This is a genomic window from Streptomyces sp. UW30 (assembly GCF_008042075.1).
In the GTDB taxonomy this organism is placed as follows: Bacteria; Actinomycetota; Actinomycetes; order Streptomycetales; family Streptomycetaceae; genus Streptomyces.
Window position 1 is genome coordinate 1353977 of record NZ_RDBN01000037.1, and the last position, 22658, is coordinate 1376634.

Genomic DNA, 22658 nt, shown 5'->3' on the forward strand with positions numbered 1-22658 from the left:
GGCCGCCCGACCCGGCCAGGCCGCTCGCAAGCACGATCCCCGGCGCACCTCATGCCGCTTCCGTCCTGCCGGCCGCCATCCCCACCGCATCCAACAGGGCAGTCCGGCGAGGTCCGGCGGCCCGGCGGGTGTGGGCAGTCTGGCGAGGTCGGGCAGCACCGCAACGCCGAGCAACAGCGCGCCTTTGGGCAGCACCGTAGGTGCGCGCAGAACCGCACCTACGAGCAACTCCGCACCTACGAGCAACTCCGCAACGACCAGCAACACCGCATGGCCGAGCAACACCGCAGCAAGGAGCCGAAACCGTGACCGAGCACGTCGAGTGGAGTGAGCCGGAGGCCGCCGCCCCGTCGGCGACCGCGGCCGTCACCCCCGCCGACGCCGCCGACGCGGCGCGGCTCGTCGCCTTCGGGCTGCAGCCCAAGTTGCAGCCCGCGCGCGACCAGGAGTACGCCGACCTGCTGCGCCGGTACCGCGAGGACCCGCCGTTCGCGCGGCTCGCGGATGCCGTGGCCGCGGGGCTCGGGCTGGTCGTGCTGGAGGTGTCCCCGCGCGCGGGGATGGCGGTGACCGCCGCCGAGGACTCCGTGTTCGCCGTCCGCATGGGTGACTACGCGCGTCGTACGTCCGCTGACGGCAGCGACCGGTTCCTGCACGGGCTGGCTCATCTCGCCGTAGCCGCCATGGCGTTCCCTCGGCCCGAGGACCTCGCCGACGACGGGTATATCGGACGTGTCACCGTCAACGGCGTCGACGCATTCGTCCGGCAGGCCTGCCGTCGGCTGGAGGAGCATGCGCAGGAGCAGGGGGACAACACCGACCCCGCCACGGACGCGCCCGGACTGGAGGCCGCCTGGCGGATCTGGGTGAGACGCAGCGCGACCGGCGCCACCAAGGACGCACGCCGGCTCGCGGGCTCGACCACCGGCATCGTCGGCAAGGCCGTCGCCTTCCTCACCGACTCCGGGTTCCTCCAGCGGACCGGTGACGACAACGGCGGCACCTACCGGACGACCGCCCGCTACCAGCTCCAGGTGCGTGACATGGCCGGCAGCGCCGCCATGGCCGAGCTGCTTGAGCTGGGCGTGGTCCCGGTCACCGACGGCACGCCGACCCTGCTGCCGGCAGAAGCCACGGACGACCTGGAGCTGGTGGCCGACGCGGGATTGCCGTTCCACTCCGGCTGATGGCGCATGAAGACACCCAAAGCCCCCGTGCAGCCCCTGAACCGCCTAAAGCCGCCTGAAGCCGCCCGAAGACCTTCGAGGCCCACGCGCTTCCCCGAACTTCCCTGATCTGCCGAAGACTTACGAGAGTCCGCCATGTACGAGCTGTCCCGGGTCCGCCTCTATTCCATCGGACCGGCCGGTGCACGCTACGCCGACACCGTGCTTGACCTGCGAGGTGTGGGCGAGCCCGTGCCCGACCCCGCGCCCACGCAGGCGGAGTTCTTCGAGGAGGAGCCCGTCGGCCCGCCGCGCCGGCCCGCACCCGCGGGCGTGCTCTTCCTGGAGAACGGCGGCGGCAAGTCGGTCCTGCTCAAGCTGATCTTCTCGGTGATGCTGCCCGGCCACCGCAACACCCTCGGCGGCGCGAGCTCCGGCGTGCTCAGGAAGTTCCTGCTCGCCGACGACTGCGGACATGTCGCGCTGGAGTGGCAGCACACGCTCACCGGCGAGTGCGTCGTGGTCGGCAAGGTGAGCGAGTGGCGCGGGCGCCAGGTCTCCAACGACCCACGGAAGTTCGCCGAGGCCTGGTACTCCTTCCGGCCCGGACCCGGACTGTCCCTGGACAACCTGCCGGTCGCCGAGTCCACCGCCGTACGGCCGTCCGTCGAGGGCCAGTCGGGCGCGCAGGGCCGCCGGCGCACGATGAAGGGCTTCCGGGACGCGATCACGGAGGCGGGCAAGGCGTATCCGCATCTGGAGGTGCACTGGGAGGAGATCCACGACCGCTGGATCGAGCACCTCGGCGACCTCGGCCTCGACCCCGAACTCTTCCGCTACCAGCGGGAGATGAACGCCGACGAGGGTGAGGCGGCCGGCCTCTTCGCCGTCAAGAAGGACTCCGACTTCACCGACCTGCTGCTGCGGGCCGTGACCGACACCCGCGACACCGACGGCCTCGCCGACCTGGTCGGCGGCTTCGGCAACAAGCTGGGCCGACGTGCTGAGCTGATCGCCGAGCGGGACTTCACGGCCCGGTCCGTCGACCTCCTGGGGCGGATCGTCGAGGCCGCCGAGGCACGTGCGCGTGCGCGTGACATCCACACCGGTGCTGAGCGGCGCACCCGGACCCTGGCCCGGCGGCTGTCCGCGCGTGGCGTCCAGGAGCGGGTACGCGCAGCCGACCTCGCCCAGCGGGTCACCGCCGCCGCGTACGCCGTCACCCATGCCGAGGCGGGCCGCGAGCGCAGCGCCCTGATCGCCGCCGAGCTGGCCTACCGGCACGCCTCGTTGGCGCTCGCGGCGGCCGAGAAGTCGGCGGCCGCCCAGAAGCGCGAACTCGCGGACGCGCGCACCCTGCACTCCGCCTGGCAGGCCGCCGAGGCCGCCCTGAGGCACCGCGCCGCCTCCGACCGGGCCGCGCGCGTGGCCGCCGCCATCCAGGAGGCCGAGCGGGACGCCGCCCCCGCGCTGGCCGCCCGAGCCAAGGCCGCCGTCGATCTCGTACGAGCTCTGCACGCGGCGGCCGAGGGCGCCGAGACGCTCGCCAACGAGGGGGAGGAGCGCTCCGCCGCGCTCCAGGAGGTGAGCGAGTCCGCCTACGGGGACTCCACCGCCGCCGCCACCGACGCGCAGCGCGCCCGCAGTGAGGCCGGGCATCTGCGGCAGCGACTGTCCGAGGTCGAACAGGAGACCGCCGAGGCCGTCCGCGCGGGCTGGCTCGACGACAGCGCGCCCGACGCCGACCCGGCCCGTGCCGCCCTCGCGGCGAGCGACGCCGAGAAGACGGCCGTCGCCGCCTGGGACACCGCCCGCGAGGCATCCCGGCGCGCCTCGGAGCACGCGCGCGAAGCGGCCTCGACGGAGTCCCGCGCGGAGCTGACCGCGGCCCGCGCGGCGGACGCCGCGACGGCCGCGGAGCGTGCCTACGACGCCGAGCGCCGGCTCGCCGAGGGGCTGGCGGCGCAGGAGCGGCTCGCCGAACTGCTCAGCCTGACCGGCGAGCCGGGTGTGAAGCGCGGATCCGTGCCAGGCCCGCGCACGGGGGACGACGGCGGGGCGACCGCTGCCGCACGGCCCGGCGCACAGGACGACGGCAAGGCGACCACGACCGCGCGGGTAGGCGCCGAGGCCGTCGCGTCGGGCGTTGCCACCGAAGGTGCCCTCACGCCGGAGGAGCTCGACCGGTTCGCGGACGAGTTGCGTGAGCTTCTCGACGACGCCGTCTCCGCCGCCGAGCGTCAGCTCTTCGAGCTGCGTACGGCCGCCGCCGACGACGCCCGGATCCTGGGCGCGCTCGGTGACGGCGGGCTGCTGCCGCCCGGCCCGGACGTGCTGGCCACCGTGGAGTTCCTCGGCGAGCAGGGCATCCCGGCGCTGCCCGGCTGGCGCTATCTCGCCCAGGCCGTCGACCCCGCCGACCACGCGCGCGTGCTGGCCGCCCGGCCCGAGCTGGTCGACGGTGTGATCATCACCGACCCCGACACGCACGCGCGTGCCCGCGAGGTCCTGGGCGACGCGGCCCTGCTGCCCCGCTCCGCCGTCGCGGTGGGTACGGCCTCCGCCCTGCTCGCCCCGACCCCGGCGGCCGACGCGTCGAGCGGTGACGTCTTCCTCGTACCGCCGAACCCGGCCATGCACGACGAGCACGCCGCCGACGAGGAGCGGCAGACGCTGCGCGCGCGGGCCACCGAGAGGGACGAGGAGATCCGCAGCCTCGCCGCACGGCTTGGCAAGGACCGGGAGCTGGCAGCCCGGCTCGCGTCCTGGCGGACCGGCTGCCCGGACGGACGGCTGGTGGAGCTGGCGCAGGCCGCCCGGGAGACGCGAGCGTTCGCCGAGGAGTCCGAAGCCGAGCTGGCCGAGGCGCGGACCGTGCGGGCCGAGGCCGACGAAGCGGCCGCCGAGGCAGCGCAGGTCCGCGACGAGCGACAGGAGGTCGCGCAGAAGGCCCGGCGCTCCGCCGACGCCCTGGCCGGGCTGGCTTTCCGGCTGCGTGAACGGTCGGGCTGGCAGGTCAAGCTGCGCGAACTCGCCGACGAGGCCGTCGAGTCCGAGGCCCGCGCCCAGACCTGCCTGGAACGTGCCCGCGCCGCCGACGAGGACCGCCGCGCCGCCCAGCGCGGCGCCGACGACGCACGCCGCACCGCGCGTGCCCTGCGCGCCGAGCGCTCGGAGATCGCGGGCGCCCCCGACGACGTACCGGACACGGACACGGACGCGGGTGCCCCGAAGGCGTCCCTGCCCGCGCTGCGCGAGGCGTACCGGGCCGCCTCCCAGCTGTACGAGAAGGTCGGCGTCGGCGCCGACCTGCGCGCCGAGCAGGCTCGCGCGGAGAGCGACGAGAGCGCGGCGCGCGCGGAGCTGGACCGGCTGAGCAACAAGGTCCGTACCCGGGCCGAACAGCTCCTGCAATCGCCCGACGGCTCCGACGGCCCCTCCCGACAGGCGGCCGCCGCGCGCGCGGAGGAGCTGGTCCAGCTCCTGGAGACCCGTATGTCCAGCGCGAGCGAGCAGCTCGGCCGGCTGCGCGGCGAGGCCGAACGGCACGCTCCCGAGGACGGCGAGACGCACACCGAGCTGTCCGAGGAACTCCAGCCGCGCGACGCCGAGCACGCGCAGGCGCTGCTGCGTACCGCGACCGCCGAACTCGCCTCCCGCACCGGGGCGTTGACGCAGGCCCGCGAGGCGCACGCCGAACTCCTCGAAGCCCACCGCGGCGCCGAGGACGCGGCCGGCGGCTTCGACGAGATCGCCGCGATGCTGCGCGACCTGCTGCGCGAGCACGTCTCCGACGAGGAGCAGGAGGAGCCCGAGCCCTACCCCGGCAGCCCCGAGGAGGCCCGGCACTCCGCGGCCGAGGCCCGCCGGTCGCTGCGCGGCTGCGCCGCCGACCTCTCCGCCGCGGAAGCCGCCGTGCGCGAGGCGAGCGACGTGCTCGTACGGCACGCCAACTCCACGCGCTACGAGCAGGTCCGCACCCCCGCCCGCCAGCAGATCCGCGAGCTGCCCGCTTCCGCGCTGCCCGAGCACGCGCAGAAGTGGGCGGACGCCTTCGCGCCCCGACTCCGTGTGCTCACGGACGAGTTGGCGCAGCTGGAGCGCAACCGCGACTCGATCGTGGACCGGCTGCGCGGCCTGGTCGAATCCGCGCTGGCCACCTTGCGGTCCGCCCAGCGACTGTCCCGGCTGCCCGAAGGGCTCGGTGAGTGGTCCGGACAGGAATTCCTGCGCATCCGCTTCGAGGAGCCGGACCAGGCCACGCTCACCGAACGGCTGGGCGAGGTCGTCGACGAGGCGACACGCGCGGCCGTGAAGAAGAACTCCGACCTGCGGCGCGACGGAATGTCCCTGCTCCTGAGGGGAGTCGCGGCAGCGCTCCAGCCCAAGGGCATCGCCGTCGAGATCCTCAAGCCGGACGCAGTACTGCGCGCCGAGCGCGTGCCCGTGGGGCAGATGGGCGACGTCTTCTCCGGTGGCCAGCTGCTCACGGCGGCCATCGCCCTGTACTGCACGATGGCCGCGCTCAGAAGCAACGACCGAGGCCGCGACAAGCACCGGCACGCCGGCACGCTGTTCCTCGACAACCCCATCGGACGCGCCAACGCCACCTATCTGTTGGAGTTGCAGCGCGCCGTGTCGGACGCGCTCGGCGTCCAACTCCTCTACACCACAGGCCTGTTCGACACGACCGCACTCGCGGAGTTCCCGCTGGTCATCCGCCTGCGCAACGACGCCGACCTCCGGGCCGGCCTGAAGTACATCAGCGTCGAGGAACACCTCCGTCCGGGGCTACCGCAGCAGCCCCAGGCGGGGGAGGCCGGGCACAGCGAGATCACGGCGACACGGATGTTCAAGCGCCCGGCACCGGCGGCGCCGTGAGGGGTGCGACAACCGAGGAGGGCGGGTCGCTGAGGAAGGCGGGCTCATTCCGCCGTCGGTGAGACGGCTGGGCCTGGGGCGGGTGCGTTCGGTGTGGCCGTGGTCGCGAGGCTGTGCTCGGCGAGGACGCCCGTCCGGTGCCGCTGGACGAACCAGTAGTAGGCGAAGCCGCCGCCCGCGATGACGGCGACGAACAGCACCGCGCCCCAGCGCAGATACCAGTGATACGGAGCCGCCGCGTTGTAGACCGCGGCGCGCGGCCAGATCAGGTTGATCGTCATGCCCGCGCCCCACACCACGGCGACGATGTTGACCAGCAGCCCCCACCGTCCCAGCGAGAACTTCCCGTCGCCCGCCGGCTGCCATGTGCCCCGCAGCCGCGCCACCAGCATCGGCGCGGTGACACCGAGATAGGCGAGGTAGATCATGATGATGCCGATGCTCGTGACGACGGTGAAGATCTGTGGCTGACGGATGTTGACCACCAGGATGGACAGGGCCAGGACCCCGATGATCACGGTCGGCAGCACCGGCGTCTGGAAGCGCGGGCTGACCCGCGCCAGCCGCGAGGAGGCCGGCAGGTTGTTGTCCCGGGCCATCGCGAACGCCAGCCGGATCGCCGCTGTGTGCACCGCCAGCGCGCACACCGTGACGGCGATCAGCACGCACCACAGCATCGCCTTGCCGGCCGTGGGACCGAGCACATTGAGCACGATGTACTGAAGTCCGTCCGTCGACAGCTTCTCGCCGTTCAGGCTGGACACGCTCATCAGCGCCAGCAGCAGGATGAGGCCGCCCAGGACGAACGAGGCCACGATGGCGCGGATGATGGCGCGCGGTGCGTTGCGGGACGGGTCCAGGCACTCCTCACCGAGGGAGGAGGCCGTGTCGAAGCCGTACATCACATACGCCGACGCCAGCGAGGCCACGAGGAACGCGCCCAGGTACCCGGTGCCGTAGTCCGCGCCGGTGCCGTTCGTCTCCAGGACGACCTGTGGGCCGCGTGTGATGTGGACGGCGAACAGGACGATCAGTACGACGGTGGCTATCAGTTCGATGAACACGCCCGCCGTGTTGATCCTCGCCATCAGCTTGACGCCGAAGGCGTTCACCACGGTGGTGAACAGGATCAGCACCGTGGCCAGGATGACCGCGTTGGTCGCCACGTCGTACTTGCCGGAGCCGTCCCCCACGAGCTGGAAGGCCGACGAGATCTGGGGGAGCGTCAGCTGGTAGGCCAGCGCCACGGCCGAGATCGACACGATGGACGCGATCAGCATCATCCAGCCGGCGAGCCAGCCCAGGTGCGGATTGCCTATCTTCTTCGACCAGTTGTAGACCGAGCCCGCCACGGGATAGCGGGCGGCGAGCTCCGCGAAACAGAGTGCGACCGTGAACTGGCCGACGAACACCATCGGCCACGACCACCAGTAGGCGGGACCGCCGCTGCCGTAGCCGAAGTAGAACAGCTGGAACGTGCCGGTGAGGATCGAGATGTAGCTGATCCCGGCGGCGAAGGTGTGGAAGTTGCCCAGGGTGCGCTTGAGTTCGGGCTTGTAGCCGAACTCGGCGAGTTCGGCGTCGTCATGACTGTGCGGACCGGCTGACTGCTCCGTTTTCGGCAYGCGCGGACTCCTCGTGGGCCGGGGAGGGGAGGGAGCGGCTCGGGCGGGCTCGGGCGGCTGCTGGATCAAGGACAGTGTCAGTGAGGCAGGACAGTGTCAATGAGGCGAGCCGGGTCGAACAGGCCGATGGGGTGCTCGGTGCCGCCGGTCAGGGCGAGGTCGGCGAGGATCTCCCCGACGACGGGCACGAACTTGAAACCGTGCCCGGAGAACCCGCAGGCAACGGTGACCGACTGCGGGTGCGCCGGGTGGCGGGCGATGACGAAGTGCTCGTCGGCCGTGTTGGAGAACATGCAGGTCGCGGCCTTGAGGAAGGTCCCGGGCAGGTCCGGGACACAGCCGGACAAGTGGTCCGCCATGGTCTGGATCTCGTCCTCGTGGACGGTCCGGTCGATCGTCTCCGGCGTCGTGACCTGGCCCTTCTGGAAGAAAGCGACCTTGGCCCCGGAGTCGGGTCCGTCGATGGCAGGGAATCCGTAGACGTGGACGCCGGCGGCGTCCTCCCAGATGTAGACGGGGTGATGTGCGGGAAGGAACGGACCGGTGCCCTGCTTCGGCTGGAACCAGTACATGACCTGCCGCTCGATGGAGAACTGCACCCCTAGATCGGCCAGCAGCCGTGGCGCCCACGCGCCCGGGCAGATCACCAGCTGGCCGGCGGTGTWGGTGTTCTCGGCCGTGTGCACACGCACGCCGTCCCGGTACGGCTCCCAGCGCGTTATCGGCTCCTCGAAGTGCAGGTCGGCGCCCTGCCGGGTGGCCAGCCGGAGATGCGCGGCGACGGTGTTCTCCGGCCGCAGGAAACCGGCTCTCCTCTCGTAGAACGCGACCTCGTCGTCCTTCGGCGCGAGCGTCGGGAAGCGGCGACGGATCTCCTTCGCGTCCAGCATCTCGTGCGGCAGATCCCACTCCTGCGCCGAACGCAGCGAGCCGGAGACGGTGCGTGAATCGGGCAGGCCGACCATCACGCCACCACAGAGGGTGGCGATGTCCTGGCCGCCGGCCCGCTCCAGGTCCTCGTACAGCTCGTAGGCACGCAGCAGCAACGGGACGTACGCCGAGTCCTCGAAGTACGACTGCCGCGTGATCCGCGAACCGCCATGGCTGGAGCCGCGGTCGTGCACCGGGCCGAACTTCTCCAGCCCCAGCACACGGGCCCCGCGCGCGGACAGGTGGTGGGCGGCCGCGCTGCCCATGCCGCCGAGGCCGATGACGATCACGTCGTAACTGGGGGCCACGGGCCTCTCCTGTCGGCGGATGCGGGGCGCTCTGAGGCACCCGGGGAGGACGGCTCAGCCGTCCCTGCCTCTGATCCTGCCCGCCGGTCGACCACGATCAGGGATGCGACAACTGCCCGGTCCCGCCCCGCTGACCTATTCGCTCCTGCGTGCGCTCCGCCTCCCGCGCCTGCTGTCGTGCCCGGCGCCGCTCGCGTCGCAGGGAGCGCGCCGTGCTGCTCGGTGCCGAGACTACGCCGTTGCGCTGGTTCCACACCTGGCGGGTCACCCAGACGTCGACGGCGCCCCAGGTGGCCACCACGGTGCTGGCGACACTGCTGATCACCATGGGGAACGCCAGCCACGATCCCGCCAGAGTGCACAGGAAGGCCACCATCGCCTGTATCAACGTCAGCGCGATGATCAGCACAGCCCGCACTGCCGACCTTCGCACCGGATCGGGCATCCGGCGCCGCCGCGCGGGCTCCTCCACCCACAAGGGCCGGTAGCTCGACCACCCTTGGGCCGTTCGGTCGTCAACGGCCGCGGCACCGATCTCGTCCTTCGTCAACCTGCCGCCGGAGCCGGCCACCACGTCATCTCCGTCCGCCATCACCACGCGCGTGCCCTCCGGAATCTCGCGACTCCCCGCCCCGTTGCCGGCGCCCGCCGGAATGTCGCGATCCTGCGCTTCGGGACCGCGCCGCGCTGCCTCGTGCGCAGTAGCGCCGTCCTCGCGCGCCTCATTCCGCTCCGCCGTGCCCATCACCGTGTCACTCCCCACCGCCAGTAGCCCCCTTGCCCGTGTCTGAAGACTCGGCTCCCCAGTGGCTGCCCGGCTTGCGCTGTTTTACCCCGCCCAGGGGCAGGATGCGGCTCCTGTGGCCCATTCCGCACCCATTTCCTGTACAGAAGGACGAACGGCGCGGCCCGAAGATTCCCGGGAAGGATAAAATTCCGGCCAACTGGCCAGAGAATCCGGCTGGTTCCCTCCGCCGGGGCGTCGTGGGATCGCGGTAGGCAATCTCCCGCAATGACCGGACAACTCCCCATGTCTCGCCGCCGGTGCGGAAGTTCAGGTTCCGGACGGCTCTTCGAGTTACCTGTGCGTCGGTAGTAGGCTCGCGCCGACTGTTGACGCACAGGTGTGCCCCCTGACCGGTGGGGGGTTTGAGCTGGGGGAGGCCATGCGCTTTCGCGGGAAGTCGATCCGCCGGAAGATGGTGGCGCTGCTTCTCGTGCCGCTGGTGTCCCTGACCGCGATCTGGGGTTTCGCCACGGTACTCACGGGGCGAGGTGTGGCCCAGCTGTTCACGGTGTCGTCCCTCGTCGAGAAGATCGGTTACTCCACCGAGGACGCCGTCCGCGTTCTCCAGCAGGAGCGTCGTCAGGCGCTCGTCTATCTCGCCGACCCCCGGGCCTCGGACGCGCTGACGGCGCTGCGCGTCACCCGGAGCGCCACCGACGCAGCGGTCTCCGAGATCCGCAAGAACGCCAAGGACCCCGACGTCCGCGACGGGATGGACGAAGGCGACGAAGAGCGCCTCACCGCCGTTCTGGACTCCTTCGACGGCATCAACCCACTGCGCCGCAGCGTCGAGGACGGAACGGTCACCCGATCCCAGGCCCTCGACCTCTACAACCGGCTCGTCGACCCCTGCTACGCCCTGCTGGGATCCCTCGACGGGATCGACAGCGTGGAGATGGACAAGCAGGCCCGCGCCCTCCTCAACGTCACTCGCGCCCGCGAGCTGCTCTCCCGCGAGGACGCGCTGCTCAGTTCCGCCCTCGTGGTCGGAAAGCTCTCCCGCGACGAGACACGTGACGTCTCCGACCTCGTCGCCCAGCGCACCCTCATGTACGAGGTCAGCCTGACGGACCTGCCCTCGTCCGAGCGTGAACGCTTCGAGCGCTTCTGGAAGAACGCCTCCACCGCTCCGCTGCGGGTCGCCGAACAGGCCGTCATCTCCACCCAGGCCGGCAGGCCCAGCACCGTCGACGCCAAGACGTGGGACACCGCCGCCGGCGGCGTCCTCGACGAGCTCAGCAAACTCAACGACGAGGCGGGCACCCGCTACCAGGACCGCGTCAGCCCGGTCGCGATGAGCGTCATCATCAAAGCGGCCATCGCAGGCGTCCTCGGCCTGCTCGCCCTGCTGTTCTCGCTCATCCTTTCCGTGCGCATCGGCCGCAGCCTCGTCCGCGATCTCCGGCAGCTGCGCATGGAGGCCCACGAGGCATCCGGCGTACGGCTGCCCAGCGTGATGCGCCGCCTCTCCGCCGGCGAGCAGGTCGACGTCGAGACCGAGGTCCCGCGCCTGGAGTACGACAGGAACGAGATCGGCGACGTCGGCCAGGCCCTCAACACCCTCCAGCGCGCCGCCGTCGAGGCCGCGGTCAAGCAGGCCGAACTGCGCGCCGGCGTCTCCGAGGTCTTCGTCAACCTCGCCCGCCGCAGCCAGGTCCTCCTGCACAAGCAGCTCACCCTCCTCGACACCATGGAACGCCGGACCGAGGACACCGACGAACTCGCCGACCTGTTCCGCCTCGACCACCTGACCACCCGTATGCGCCGCCACGCCGAGGGCCTGGTGATCCTCTCCGGCGCCGCCCCCTCCCGGCAGTGGCGCAAGCCCGTCCAGCTCATGGACGTCGTGCGCGCCGCCGTCGCCGAGGTCGAGGACTACGAGCGCATCGAGGTGCGCCGCCTGCCCCGCGTCGCCGTCACCGGCCCGGCCGTCGCGGACATCACCCACCTCGTGGCCGAACTCCTGGAGAACGCCACGGTGTTCTCCCCGCCGCACACCGCGGTCCAGGTTCTCGGCGAGCGCGTCGCCAACGGCTTCACCCTGGAGATCCACGACCGCGGCCTGGGCATGGCGGCCGAGTCCCTGCTGGATGCCAATCTCAGGCTCGCCGAGACACCCGAGTTCGAGCTGTCCGACACCGACCGGCTCGGCCTGTTCGTGGTCAGCCGGCTCGCCCAGCGGCAGAACGTCCGCGTCTCCCTCCAGCCGTCGCCGTACGGAGGCACCACCGCCGTCGTCTTCATCCCCGACGCGCTGCTCACCGACGACGTGCCCGACACCAACGGCATCGGGTTCCGTCTCGACCGGCCCACGCCCTCCAAGGAGGCCGAACTGGAGGAGTCGCGCCGGGCCGCCCTCGCCCAGGTGCCGGTCCGCGTGCCGGGCCTGCCGGCCTCGCTCCTGGATGGCCCGGTCGAGCTCGAAGCCCCCGTGGACCTCGACGCGCTCGGCGACTTCCCCGACCCCCTCGACGACGAGGACGGCGATCGCGGCGGCCTCTTCCGTCCGCGGCGCGCCCTTAGCCCCACGGAGACCGAGACGACCGGCCCGCTCGGCGAGCAGCACCCGGTCTCCGGCCTGCCCGGCGGTGCTGACCAGGTGGGCCCAGGCGCCGAGGTGAGCGCCCCGGTGCCGCTGCCCCGCCGCGGTGCACCCAAACTGGTCAGCTCGCACGGACGCCCGGTCAGCGAGCAACGCTCCCGGCGGGAGAAGGCGGACCCCGAGCCCTCACCGGGCCCGAGCCGTCCGCAGCCGAACGGCCTCGCTCCACTCCCGACCCGCCGCCGCGGCACGGGACCCCGAGGCGAGGCGGCCGGCGGCCCCGACCGCACCGAAGACCGCGCCGGGATCCCGTCCCCCGCAGGGCGCGACCGCGGTGAGCAGCCGGAGCCGTCGGCGCTCCCCAGACGGACACACCGCCCCGCGATCGCGTCGGGCGGCACCGATGACACGGCAGCGAGCCCGACCGACCCGCAACCGTCGACCGGCTCCGGTACGGGACCGCTGCCCCGGCGCGTACGGCAGGCCAACCTGGCCCCACAGCTCAAGCAGCAGCCCGTGCGGCGCACCGAGGACAAGCCCGAACCCGTCGAGCGGGACGCGGACGAGGTACGCAGCCGAATGGCCTCACTCCAACGCGGCTGGCAGCGCGGCCGCCAGGAGAACGCCACGGACGACGACGCCCACAGCGGCACAGCACCACCACGAACGACTAAGGGGGACGGTCGATGACCGCACCGAAGGCGACCGGCCACACCGCGACCGACCAGTCCGGGGAGCTCAACTGGCTCCTCGACGACCTGGTGGACCGCGTCGCCAGCATCCGTAAGGCCCTCGTGCTCTCCGGCGACGGCCTGCCGACGGGTGTGTCCAAGGACCTGACGCGCGAGGACAGCGAACACCTGGCCGCCGTCGCGTCCGGGTTCCACAGCCTCGCCAAGGGCGTCGGCCGCCACTTCGAGGCGGGCAACGTCCGGCAGACGGTCGTCGAGCTCGACGACGCCTTCCTGTTCGTGACGGCCGCCGGCGACGGCAGCTGCCTCGCGGTGCTCTCGGACGCCGACTCCGACGTCGGCCAGGTCGCGTACGAGATGACGCTCCTCGTCAAGCGGGTCGGCGTACATCTGGGCTCCGCTCCGCGCACCGATCTGTCCTCGGGCGGGTAGTGGGATGGCATGAGCGCTGACGGTCAGGGAAGAAGCCACTGGTTCGACGACGAGGCCGGGCCGGTCGTCCGTCCGTACGCCATGACACGCGGCCGCACCAGCAGTGCGGCCCAGCACCGCCTCGACCTGATCGCGGTGGTCGTCGCGCAATCGCACGCGGACGATCCGGACGCCGACTCGACGCTGTCCCCGGAACACGTGGACATCGTCGGGCTGTGCCGTGACGCCCCGCAGTCCGTCGCCGAACTCTCCGCTGAGCTCGATCTGCCCATCGGAGTCGTACGCGTCCTCATCGGGGATCTCGTGGACGGGGAATTCGTCCATGTGAACCGGCCAGTACCGCCTGCCGAGCTGGTGGACGAGAGTATTCTGCGCGACGTGATCAACGGCCTGCGGGCGCTGTGAGCGGCGCGGAAGCGGGGTAGTGACGTGACAGGCTGGCAGTTCTGGGTCGACCGTGGCGGCACCTTCACGGACATCGTCGCGCGACGCCCGGACGGCCGCCTGCTGACGCACAAGCTCCTGTCGGAGAATCCGGCGCGGTACTCCGACGCGGCCGTGGCGGGCGTACGCGAGCTGCTGGACGGCTCCCCGGACCCCATCGAGGCCGTCCGCATGGGCACGACGGTCGCCACGAACGCCCTCCTCGAGCGCAAGGGGGAGCGCACCCTGCTGGTGATCACCGGCGGCTTCCGCGACGCCCTGCGCATCGCCTACCAGAACCGCCCCCTGATCTTCGCCCGCCGCATCGAGCTGCCCGAGCTGCTGTACGAGCGGGTCGTCGAGGTCGACGAGCGCATCGCCGCCGACGGCACCGTCCTGCACACTCCCGACCTGGACGCCCTCGCCGGCCCTCTCCAGGAGGCGTACGACGACGGGATCCGCGCGGTCGCCGTGGTGTGCATGCACAGCCACCTCCACCCCGCGCACGAACAGGCCGTCGGCGCGCTCGCCGACCGCATCGGCTTCCCGCAGATCTCGCTGTCCAGCGAGGTCAGCCCGCTGATGAAACTCGTCCCGCGCGGGGACACCGCCGTCGTCGACGCCTACCTGTCGCCCGTGCTGCGCCGCTACGTCCACCATGTCGCCGACCAACTCGAAGGCGTGCGGCTGATGTTCATGCAGTCGAACGGCGGTCTCGCCGAAGCCGGGCAGTTCCGCGGCAAGGACGCCATCCTGTCCGGGCCCGCCGGCGGCATCGTCGGCATGGCCCGCATGTCGCAGCTCGCCGGGTTCGACCGGGTCATCGGCTTCGACATGGGCGGCACCTCCACCGATGTCTCGCACTTCGCTGGCGAGTACGAACGCGTCTTCACCACTCAGATCGCCGGAGTCCGGCTGCGCGCCCCCATGCTGGACATCCACACCGTCGCCGCCGGCGGCGGCTCGGTCCTCCACTTCGACGGCTCCCGCTACCGCGTAGGGCCGGACTCGGCGGGCGCGGATCCAGGACCCGCCTGCTACCGGGGCGGCGGTCCGCTCACCGTGACCGACGCCAACGTCATGCTGGGCCGCATCCAACCCGCCCACTTTCCCCAGGTGTTCGGCCCCGAGGGCGACCAGCCCCTCGACGACGCCCTCGTCCGTGACCGCTTCACCGCCCTCGCCCGCGAGATCCGTGAGCAGACCGGCGATGACCGCACGCCCGAGCAGGTGGCCGAGGGCTACCTTCAGATCGCGGTCGCCAACATCGCCAACGCCGTGAAGCGGATCTCCGTCCAGAAGGGCCACGACGTCACCCGCTACGCGCTCACCACCTTCGGTGGCGCGGGTGGCCAGCACGCGTGCATGGTCGCCGACTCGCTCGGCATCCGCACCGTCCTCGTGCCGCCCATGGCCGGCGTCCTCTCCGCGCTCGGCATCGGTCTCGCCGACACGACGGCCATGCGCGAGCAGTCCGTGGAAGTCCCTCTGGACGCCGCCTCGATGCCCGGCGTCCTGAAGACGGCCGACGACCTCGAATCCGCCGCCCGCGCCGAACTCCTCGACGAGGACGTCCCCGAGGACCGCGTCAGGATCACTCGACGCGCCCAACTCCGTTACGACGGCACCGACACCACCCTCACCGTCGAACTCACCGAGCCCGACGCGATGCGGCGCGCCTTCGAAGAACGTCATCGCGCCACGTACTCCTTCACACTCGACCGCCCGATCGTCGTCGAAGCGCTCTCCGTCGAAGCCACCGGCATCACCGAACCCCCCGATCTCTCCGCTCTCGCCCCCTACGAGGCCGCCCCCGAAGGCAGCCCGGCCGCACCGGGAACCGTCCGCCTCCACACCGGCGGCACCTGGCGCGACGTGCCCCTGCACCGCCGCGAGTTCCTCCCTCCCGGCGAAACCGTCACCGGCCCGGCGATCGTCACCGAGGCCGGCGCGACGACCGTCGTGGACGACGGCTGGCAAGCCGTGGCGACCGACGACGGGCATCTGGTCATGGAACGCGCGGCGATTACGGAGAGTTCCGAACTCGACACGAAAGCCGACCCGGTTCTGCTCGAGGTCTTCAACAATCTCTTCACGTCCATCGCCGAACAGATGGGCGCCCGCCTCGAATCCACGGCCCAGTCCGTCAACATCAAGGAACGCCTGGACTTCTCCTGCGCGCTCTTCGACCCGGACGGAAACCTGGTGGCCAACGCCCCCCACATCCCCGTCCACCTGGGCTCCATGGGCACGAGCGTCAAGGAAGTCATCCGGCGCCGCGGCTCCCGGATGCGCCCCGGCGACACCTACGCCGTCAACGACCCCTACCACGGCGGCACCCACCTGCCCGACGTCACCGTGATCACCCCGGTCTTCGACGCAGGAAGCGCGGCGAACACGGAGGGTGAGCCGGAGATCCTCTTCTACGTCGCCTCACGCGGCCACCACGCCGAGATCGGCGGCATCGCGCCCGGCTCCATGCCCGCGAACAGCAGCACCATCGACGAGGAGGGAATCCTCTTCGACAACTGGCTGCTCGCCGAAGACGGCCGCTTCCGCGAGGAGGAGACCCTCCGCCTGCTCACCGAGGCGCCCTACCCCTCGCGCAACCCCAAGACCAACCTCGCCGACCTGCGCGCCCAGATCGCGGCCAACCAGAAGGGCGTCGACGAAGTCGCCCGCATGATCGAGAACTTCGGCCTCGACGTCGTCCAGGCGTATATGCGGCATGTCCAGGACAACGCCGAGGAAGCGGTACGCCGGGTCATCGACGCCCTCGACGACGGCGAATACGCCTACGAGACCGACTCCGGCGCCGTGATCCGGGTACGCGTGCGCGTGGACCGCGCGGGCCGCACCGCCACCGTCGACTTCACCGGCACGTCACCGCAGCTGGCCACCAACTTCAACGCACCCTTCTCGGTCGTCAACGCGGCGGTCCTTTACGTCTTCCGCACCCTGGTCGCCGACGACATCCCCCTCAACGACGGCTGCCTGCGCCCCCTCGACATCGTCGTGCCGTCCGGTTCCATGCTCGCCCCGCAACCGCCAGCCGCGGTCGTCGCGGGCAACGTGGAGACCTCCCAGGCGATCACCGGCGCCCTCTACGCAGCCCTCGGCATCCAGGCCGAGGGCTCCGGCACCATGAACAACGTCACCTTCGGCAACGAGCGCCACCAGTACTACGAGACCGTGGCCTCCGGATCCGGCGCGGGCGACGGGTTTCCCGGCGCCCCCGTCGTCCAGACCCACATGACCAACTCACGGCTCACCGACCCCGAAGTGCTGGAGTGGCGGCTGCCCGTCCGACTCGACGAGTTCGCCGTACGACTCGGCAGCGGCGGCGCCGGGCGCTGGCACGGCGGGGACGGCGCCGTACGCCGCATCCGGTTCCACGAGCCCATGACCGTCTCCACGCTGTCCCAGCACCGCCGGGTCCCGCCCTACGGCATGGCGGGCGGAGAACCCGGTGCGCTGGGAGCCAACCGCGTCGAACACGCGGACGGCACGGTCACCGCACTTGGCGGAAGCGACTCTGCGGACGTCGGCCCCGGCGACGTACTCGTCATCGAAACCCCCGGCGGCGGAGGCTACGGCCCACCGTCGCGCGACCCCCATCAAGCAGGAGAAGAGATCGATGATCTTCGGGCGTTCTGAGCGCGGGAAGCCTCCGGTCGAGCCCGTCACGCTCAAGATCCTGGTGGCCGGCGGCTTCGGCGTGGGCAAGACCACCCTCGTCGGCGCGGTCAGCGAGATCAGGCCACTGCGCACCGAGGAACTGCTCACCGAGGCCGGACGCCCGGTCGACGACACGAGCGGCATCGAGGGCAAGCGCACCACCACCGTGGCCATGGACTTCGGACGCATCACCCTGCGCGAGGACCTGGTCCTGTACCTCTTCGGCACGCCCGGCCAGGAGCGGTTCTGGTTCATGTGGGACGAGCTGTCGGAGGGCGCGCTCGGCGCAGTCGTCCTCGCCGACACGCGGCGCCTGGAGGACTGCTTCGCTGCCGTCGACTACTTCGAGCGGCGCTCCATACCCTTCATCGTCGGCGTCAACTGCTTCGAGGGAGCCGCCCGTTACCCGGCGCAGGACATCCGGCAGGCCCTCGACCTCGACGCCGACGTACCGGTGCTGCTGTGCGACGCCCGCGACCGGGAGTCCGTCAAGGAGATCCTCATCGGCGTCGTCCAGCACGCGATGGCCTATCAGGCGGACCGCCGCGAGACCGTCACCACCTGAAGCCCGGGTACGGACACGGCCCGTACCCCCGCCGACCGGGGTACGAGCCGTGGGCCATGGGCACGCGCGCGTGGCTCACGTGGGACGCACGCACGCGTGGATCGTTCTCAGATCCGGAACCTCGCTCAGTTCTCGCCGTCCTCCTCCCAGCCGAAGCTCTTCTCCACCGCCTTGCGCCAGTTGTGATACTCGCGGTCACGCTCCGGGGCGGTCATGGTCGGCGTCCACTCGACGTCCTTCGCCCAGTGCGCCTTGAGCTCGTCCAGGTCGTTCCACACGCCGGTGGCCAGGCCCGCCGCGTACGCGGCACCCAGGCAGGTCGTCTCGGAGATCTTGGGCCGGATCACCGGCACGTCGAGCACGTCCGCCTGGTGCTGCATGAGCAGGTTGTTCTTCGTCATGCCGCCGTCCACCTTCAGGGTCGTGATCTGGACCCCGGAGTCCTGGAACATGGCGTCCACGACCTCGCGCGTCTGCCAGCTCGTCGCCTCCAGCACCGCGCGGGCGAGGTGTGCCTTGGTCACGTACCGCGTCAGGCCGGTGACCACCCCGCGCGCGTCGGAACGCCAGTACGGGGCGAACAAGCCGGAGAAGGCGGGCACGATGTACGCGCCGCCGTTGTCCTCGACGCTCGCCGCAAGTGGCTCGATCTCGTCGGCGGTGCGGATGATGCCGAGCTGGTCGCGGAACCACTGGACCAGCGCGCCCGTTATGGCTATTGCCCCTTCCAGGCAGTACACGGGCGCCTCGCTGCCGATCTTGTAGCCCATCGTCGTCAGCAGCCCGCTCTTCGACGGCACCGGCCGGTTGCCCGTGTTGAGCAGCAGGAAGCTGCCCGTGCCGTAGGTGTTCTTCGCGGTGCCGACGTCGTAGCAGGCCTGCCCGAAGATGGCCGCCTGCTGGTCGCCCAGCGCCGAGGCGACCGGCACTCCGGCCAGTTGGCCGACGGCGGTCCCGTACACCTCTGCGGAGGACCTGATCTCCGGAAGGATGGCCTCGGGCACGTTCATGGCGGACAGGATCGAGGGGTCCCACTGGAGGGTCCCCAGGTTCATCAGCATGGTGCGCCCGGCGTTCGTCACGTCGGTCACGTGCTGCCCACCGTCCGTGCCGCCGGTGAGGTTCCAGATCAGCCAGGAGTCGATGGTGCMSAACGCGATCTCGCCTCGCTCGGCGCGGGCCCTGAGGCCGGGTACGTTGTCGAGCAGCCAGGCTGCCTTGGGACCGGAGAAGTAGCTGGCCAGTGGCAGTCCGGTCTGCTCGCGGAATCGATCCTGCCCGTCCGAGCCACCGAGCTGGTTGCACAGTGCCGCGGTACGCGTGTCCTGCCACACGATCGCGTTGTGCACCGGCAGGCCCGTCGCGCGGTCCCACAGAACCGTGGTCTCGCGCTGGTTGGTGATGCCGAGCGCGCTGATCTGGTCAGTGCGCAGTCCGGCCTTCGCGATCGCCCCGGCGACCACCGCCTGCACCTTGGACCAGATCTCCGTGGCGTCGTGCTCCACCCAGCCGGGCTTGGGGAAGATCTGGCGGTGCTCGCGCTGGTCGACGGCCACGATCGCGCCGTCCTGGTTGAAGATGATGCAACGGCTTGAGGTCGTGCCCTGGTCGATTGCGGCGACGAACTTGTCCGTCATGACGTCCCCTTCGTCGATTCGTTCAGAACGCTGCGTTGAAGATGACCCCGGACAGCACCCCGCCGATCAGCGGTCCCACCACCGGGATCCACGAGTAACTCCAGTCCGAGGTGCCCTTGTTGGGAATCGGGAGCAGGGCGTGGATGATGCGGGGGCCCAGGTCACGGGCCGGGTTGATGGCGTACCCCGTGGGACCACCGAGCGACAGACCGATGCCGACCACCAGGAACGAGACGATCAGGATCCCTGTGCCCGACAGGCCGAGGCCCTTGGTCAGGCCGAACGCCAGGATCGGCAGCACCAGCGCGATCGTCGCGATGATCTCGGTGATGAGGTTCGCCACGGGATTGCGGATCGCTGGTGCGGTCGAGAAGATCCCGAGCGTTGGCTGGGCGATCTCCTTGTCGGCGTTGGCCTGGAACTGCGCGAAGTAGACCAGCCAGCACAGCACGGCACCGAGCATCGCGCCGACTATCTGGCCGGCGATGTAGATGTGGACCTTGTCCCAGTCCCCGGTGTCGATGGCGATCCCGATGGTCACGGCCGGGTTGAGCTGTCCGCCGGACAGCGGTGCCGCGGTGTACGCGCCGGCCATCACGCCGAATCCCCAGCCGAAGGCGATGACGATCCAGCCCCCGTCCTTCGCCTTCGAGTAGTTCAGTACGACGGCGGCGACGACTCCGGCCCCGAAGAGGATCAGGATCGCGGTGCCGATTAGCTCACCGAGGAAGATGTCTCCGTTGCTCATGGCTGCTCCTAGGCCCTGGCCGGGACGATCGGCCCCGGTTCTTCGTGCGGGGTGCGTTTCCCATGGCGACTTCAGCCGAAGGCAGGGAGGGCCCCGAGCCCCGCCCGGCATCCGTGACGAGCGTGCCGTCGCAGCCGGAATCGCCCGTGGGGGAGGCCTTGGCACAGGCGGAACCGTGCGGCGCAGTGCGTGGATACGCCGAAAATGTACGGCGATGTCGGCTGACACCGGGAAGTGTTCACCGGCGTCCAGGGGGCGTCAAGGTCGCCGACGCCAACGGTTCGGGGCGTGCCGACGGGTCACGGGCCCACGCCGACCGTGCTCCGGGCACGCCGACTTGGAAGTGGGTAGGGACAGGGACGGGACACCGAGGCCCTGCCGATGCCGGCGGGCGGGCCAGTTCCCGCTGGATCCTGCAGGGGTCGAGGACCATTGTTGTGCTCTGTTGTGCTGAGGCCCACGGATGCCTTTCGGCCACCGCCGATCTCGTGGAAAATCGTCTCACCCCCTGCCGGGCTCCGCCACCGCGCACCCGGCCGCGGGTGTCACCTCCGCCCCGCGAAGAATCTCGTGCCCCGGCAGCCCCGCGCGCCCCAGCACCCAGCTCGCCCCACTCAGTGACTTCGCGGCCTTCTTCAACGGCGCCAGACAGGAGGCCGCCTGCCGATGGTCCGTCACACTGCCGGGCTCGCACAGGACCGTCGCCAGAGACAGCGTGACGGGACGTCCGCCCGCCGACCAGGCAGCGTCCAGCATGGAGACGGCCACCGGATTCAGCCCCTCAGGGTCCGCGAGCACGAGGAAGTCGTCGCCGCCGATGTGGCCGACGCGGGTGCTGTCCGTGGCCGCGTGCTGAAGCGCCCGTCCGACCGACCGGATCAGCTCGTCGCCCGCAGCGAAGCCGGCGCCATCGTTGACCTGCTTGAAGTGGTCCACGTCCAGCCAGCTCAGTGCGAACCTGCGGCCGTCGGCGATCCGCCGGTCCACCTCACCGGTGATCGCGTCCGAACCGGGCAGCCGGGTCAGCGGGTTGAGCCCGGCGGCCTCCTCGACCCGGGTCTCGGCGAGTGCCCGAACGAGGTCCGCGAGCCGTACGACGCCCACGCAGCGGCCGAACCGGTCGACCACGGCCACATCGTCCGAGGTGCGGTCCCGGCCGCCGTCCGCGACCACGTCCAGTACCTCCCACGCGGTGGCGTCGACACCCACCGTGCGCGGTGGATCACCGAGCTTGGCCGCGGGCCGGTCGGCGTACAGGGCGTGGCCGTAGCGGCCCGACATCGACAGCAGGAACCGGGAACGATGCACCGACCGGACCGGGACACCGTGTATGTCCACCAGCAGCACCCCGGACACGTCCGGCGACCCGGTCAGCAGCGCCCGCACCTGCCCCGCCGACGCGGTGGCGGGCAGCAACGCGGCCGGCCGGACGAACTCCCGCACCGAGGGCCCCGAAGGAGGCGTCACCCCCAGTCCGGGCGTGCGCGGCGGAACGTATACCTCCGCCGCGGGCAGCCGCGCCGGCGGAGCGAACAGTTCGCCCTGGGCGAGCTGTGCACCCGCAGAGCGCGCGGCCGCACACTGGAGTTCCGTCTCCACACCCTCGACGCACACGAGCGCTCCCAGCTGCTCGCACAGCGCCCGCATCGCCCCGATCGCCGCCGGCCGGGCCAGCAGCGAGGCGTCGAGCTTCACCAGCTCCGGCGTCAGGTCCGTCAGTAACCGCAGCGGGATGTCTCCGTCGCCCACGCCGTCCGCACTGATCCGGAACCCCTGGTCCCGGAGGGCGCCGACCGCCTCCAAAAGCGCCTGCTGGGGCACGTGGGTGTAGGGCGGACCGATGTCGATCGTGACCTCCCACGGCAGCCGCCGGGCCGCGCGGACGGCGTCGTGCAGCGGTGTCAGCCCACCGAGGTCGGCGAGGGTGCCGGCGAACACGTTGACGTACAGGGGGAGCAGTGTCTCCTTGCGAGCCGCCGCACGGAACGCCAACACGGCGAGCTGGCCGTCGAGTTCGGGATCGCGGCGCGCCTCGGCCAGGACGTCACCGGTCTCCGGGCGGGCGAGTATCTCCAGCCCTGCGACTCCACCGGTCGTCAGATTGACCACCGGTTGGAAAGCGAAGCGGAGAGTATCCGTCCAGGAGTGCACGGCAGCATGATGGCGCCGCCGGAGTACGCCCGAGCCCAGTTCATAAGACGTTCACGCAGGATTCCCGGCTGCTCACGCAGCGTAGATAAATGC

13 protein-coding genes are annotated in these 22658 nt (G+C 71.1%); 7 read left to right on the forward strand and 6 right to left on the reverse strand.

Going from position 1 to position 22658, the window contains the following annotated elements; genetic code table 11:
• The first annotated feature begins 305 nt into the window (after nucleotides 1-305).
• Both EAO75_RS24915 and EAO75_RS24920 read left to right on the forward strand, forming a co-directional pair.
• Nucleotides 306-1187: a hypothetical protein gene (locus EAO75_RS24915; RefSeq protein ID WP_147997255.1), complete on the forward strand. Its 882-nt coding sequence runs from the start codon at nucleotides 306-308 to the stop codon at nucleotides 1185-1187.
• Nucleotides 1188-1322: 135 nt separating this feature from the next.
• Complete coding sequence (locus EAO75_RS24920; RefSeq protein ID WP_147997256.1) at nucleotides 1323-6047, forward strand: hypothetical protein; 4725 nt, start codon at nucleotides 1323-1325, stop codon at nucleotides 6045-6047.
• Between the two features lie 44 nt (nucleotides 6048-6091).
• Here the strand turns inward: EAO75_RS24920 and EAO75_RS24925 are convergent, their stop codons facing one another.
• The 3 genes from EAO75_RS24925 to EAO75_RS24935 form a co-directional block, all read right to left on the reverse strand.
• The gene (locus EAO75_RS24925) at nucleotides 6092-7672 is read right to left on the reverse strand and encodes an APC family permease (RefSeq protein WP_147998059.1); all 1581 of its coding nucleotides are present in this window, start codon (nucleotides 7670-7672) and stop codon (nucleotides 6092-6094) included.
• A gap of 77 nt (nucleotides 7673-7749) precedes the next feature.
• Complete coding sequence (gene solA / locus EAO75_RS24930; RefSeq protein WP_147997257.1) at nucleotides 7750-8910, reverse strand: N-methyl-L-tryptophan oxidase; 1161 nt, start codon at nucleotides 8908-8910, stop codon at nucleotides 7750-7752.
• A gap of 97 nt (nucleotides 8911-9007) precedes the next feature.
• The gene (locus tag EAO75_RS24935) at nucleotides 9008-9655 is read right to left on the reverse strand and encodes a hypothetical protein (RefSeq protein ID WP_147997258.1); all 648 of its coding nucleotides are present in this window, start codon (nucleotides 9653-9655) and stop codon (nucleotides 9008-9010) included.
• Nucleotides 9656-10076: 421 nt separating this feature from the next.
• Between EAO75_RS24935 and EAO75_RS24940 the strand changes: the two genes are divergently transcribed.
• Genes EAO75_RS24940 through EAO75_RS24960 form a run of 5 tightly spaced genes read left to right on the forward strand, consistent with a single transcriptional unit; the run spans nucleotide 10077 to nucleotide 18029 of the window.
• Complete coding sequence (locus EAO75_RS24940; RefSeq protein WP_147997259.1) at nucleotides 10077-12929, forward strand: nitrate- and nitrite sensing domain-containing protein; 2853 nt, start codon at nucleotides 10077-10079, stop codon at nucleotides 12927-12929.
• On the forward strand, nucleotides 12926-13363 hold the full coding sequence (locus tag EAO75_RS24945) for a roadblock/LC7 domain-containing protein (RefSeq protein ID WP_147997260.1): 438 nt from the start codon (nucleotides 12926-12928) through the stop codon (nucleotides 13361-13363). Before EAO75_RS24940 ends, EAO75_RS24945 begins: the two co-directional genes overlap by 4 nt.
• Before the next feature lie 9 nt (nucleotides 13364-13372).
• Nucleotides 13373-13768, forward strand: coding sequence for a DUF742 domain-containing protein (locus EAO75_RS24950; RefSeq protein WP_147997261.1), 396 nt, complete (start codon nucleotides 13373-13375; stop codon nucleotides 13766-13768).
• Between the two features lie 24 nt (nucleotides 13769-13792).
• The gene (locus EAO75_RS24955) at nucleotides 13793-17443 is read left to right on the forward strand and encodes a hydantoinase B/oxoprolinase family protein (protein WP_147997262.1); all 3651 of its coding nucleotides are present in this window, start codon (nucleotides 13793-13795) and stop codon (nucleotides 17441-17443) included.
• Complete coding sequence (locus EAO75_RS24960) at nucleotides 17424-18029, forward strand: GTP-binding protein (RefSeq protein ID WP_147997263.1); 606 nt, start codon at nucleotides 17424-17426, stop codon at nucleotides 18027-18029. The genes EAO75_RS24955 and EAO75_RS24960 overlap by 20 nt, the downstream gene beginning before the upstream one ends.
• A gap of 125 nt (nucleotides 18030-18154) precedes the next feature.
• Here EAO75_RS24960 and glpK read toward each other — a convergent pair whose 3' ends face one another.
• The 3 genes from glpK to EAO75_RS24975 all read right to left on the reverse strand — a co-directional run bounded on the left by glpK (nucleotide 18155) and on the right by EAO75_RS24975 (nucleotide 22565).
• A complete protein-coding gene (gene glpK, locus EAO75_RS24965) occupies nucleotides 18155-19666 on the reverse strand; it encodes a glycerol kinase GlpK (RefSeq protein ID WP_147997264.1) in 1512 nt (503 codons plus the stop codon).
• A 22-nt stretch (nucleotides 19667-19688) separates the two neighbouring features.
• Complete coding sequence (locus tag EAO75_RS24970; protein ID WP_147997265.1) at nucleotides 19689-20414, reverse strand: MIP/aquaporin family protein; 726 nt, start codon at nucleotides 20412-20414, stop codon at nucleotides 19689-19691.
• A gap of 501 nt (nucleotides 20415-20915) precedes the next feature.
• The gene (locus tag EAO75_RS24975; protein ID WP_147997266.1) at nucleotides 20916-22565 is read right to left on the reverse strand and encodes a GGDEF domain-containing protein; all 1650 of its coding nucleotides are present in this window, start codon (nucleotides 22563-22565) and stop codon (nucleotides 20916-20918) included.
• Nucleotides 22566-22658 lie beyond the last annotated feature (93 nt).

Bases quoted from the DNA above. Each gene is read 5' to 3' on its own strand.
- EAO75_RS24920 (WP_147997256.1), top strand. From the start codon at position 1,323: ATGTACGAGCTGTCCCGGGTCCGCCTCTATTCCATCGGACCGGCCGGT.
- EAO75_RS24935 (WP_147997258.1), bottom strand. From the start codon at position 9,655: ATGGGCACGGCGGAGCGGAATGAGGCGCGCGAGGACGGCGCTACTGCG.
- EAO75_RS24940 (WP_147997259.1), top strand. From the start codon at position 10,077: ATGCGCTTTCGCGGGAAGTCGATCCGCCGGAAGATGGTGGCGCTGCTT.
- EAO75_RS24945 (WP_147997260.1), top strand. From the start codon at position 12,926: ATGACCGCACCGAAGGCGACCGGCCACACCGCGACCGACCAGTCCGGG.
- EAO75_RS24950 (WP_147997261.1), top strand. From the start codon at position 13,373: ATGAGCGCTGACGGTCAGGGAAGAAGCCACTGGTTCGACGACGAGGCC.
- EAO75_RS24960 (WP_147997263.1), top strand. From the start codon at position 17,424: ATGATCTTCGGGCGTTCTGAGCGCGGGAAGCCTCCGGTCGAGCCCGTC.
- EAO75_RS24970 (WP_147997265.1), bottom strand. From the start codon at position 20,414: ATGAGCAACGGAGACATCTTCCTCGGTGAGCTAATCGGCACCGCGATC.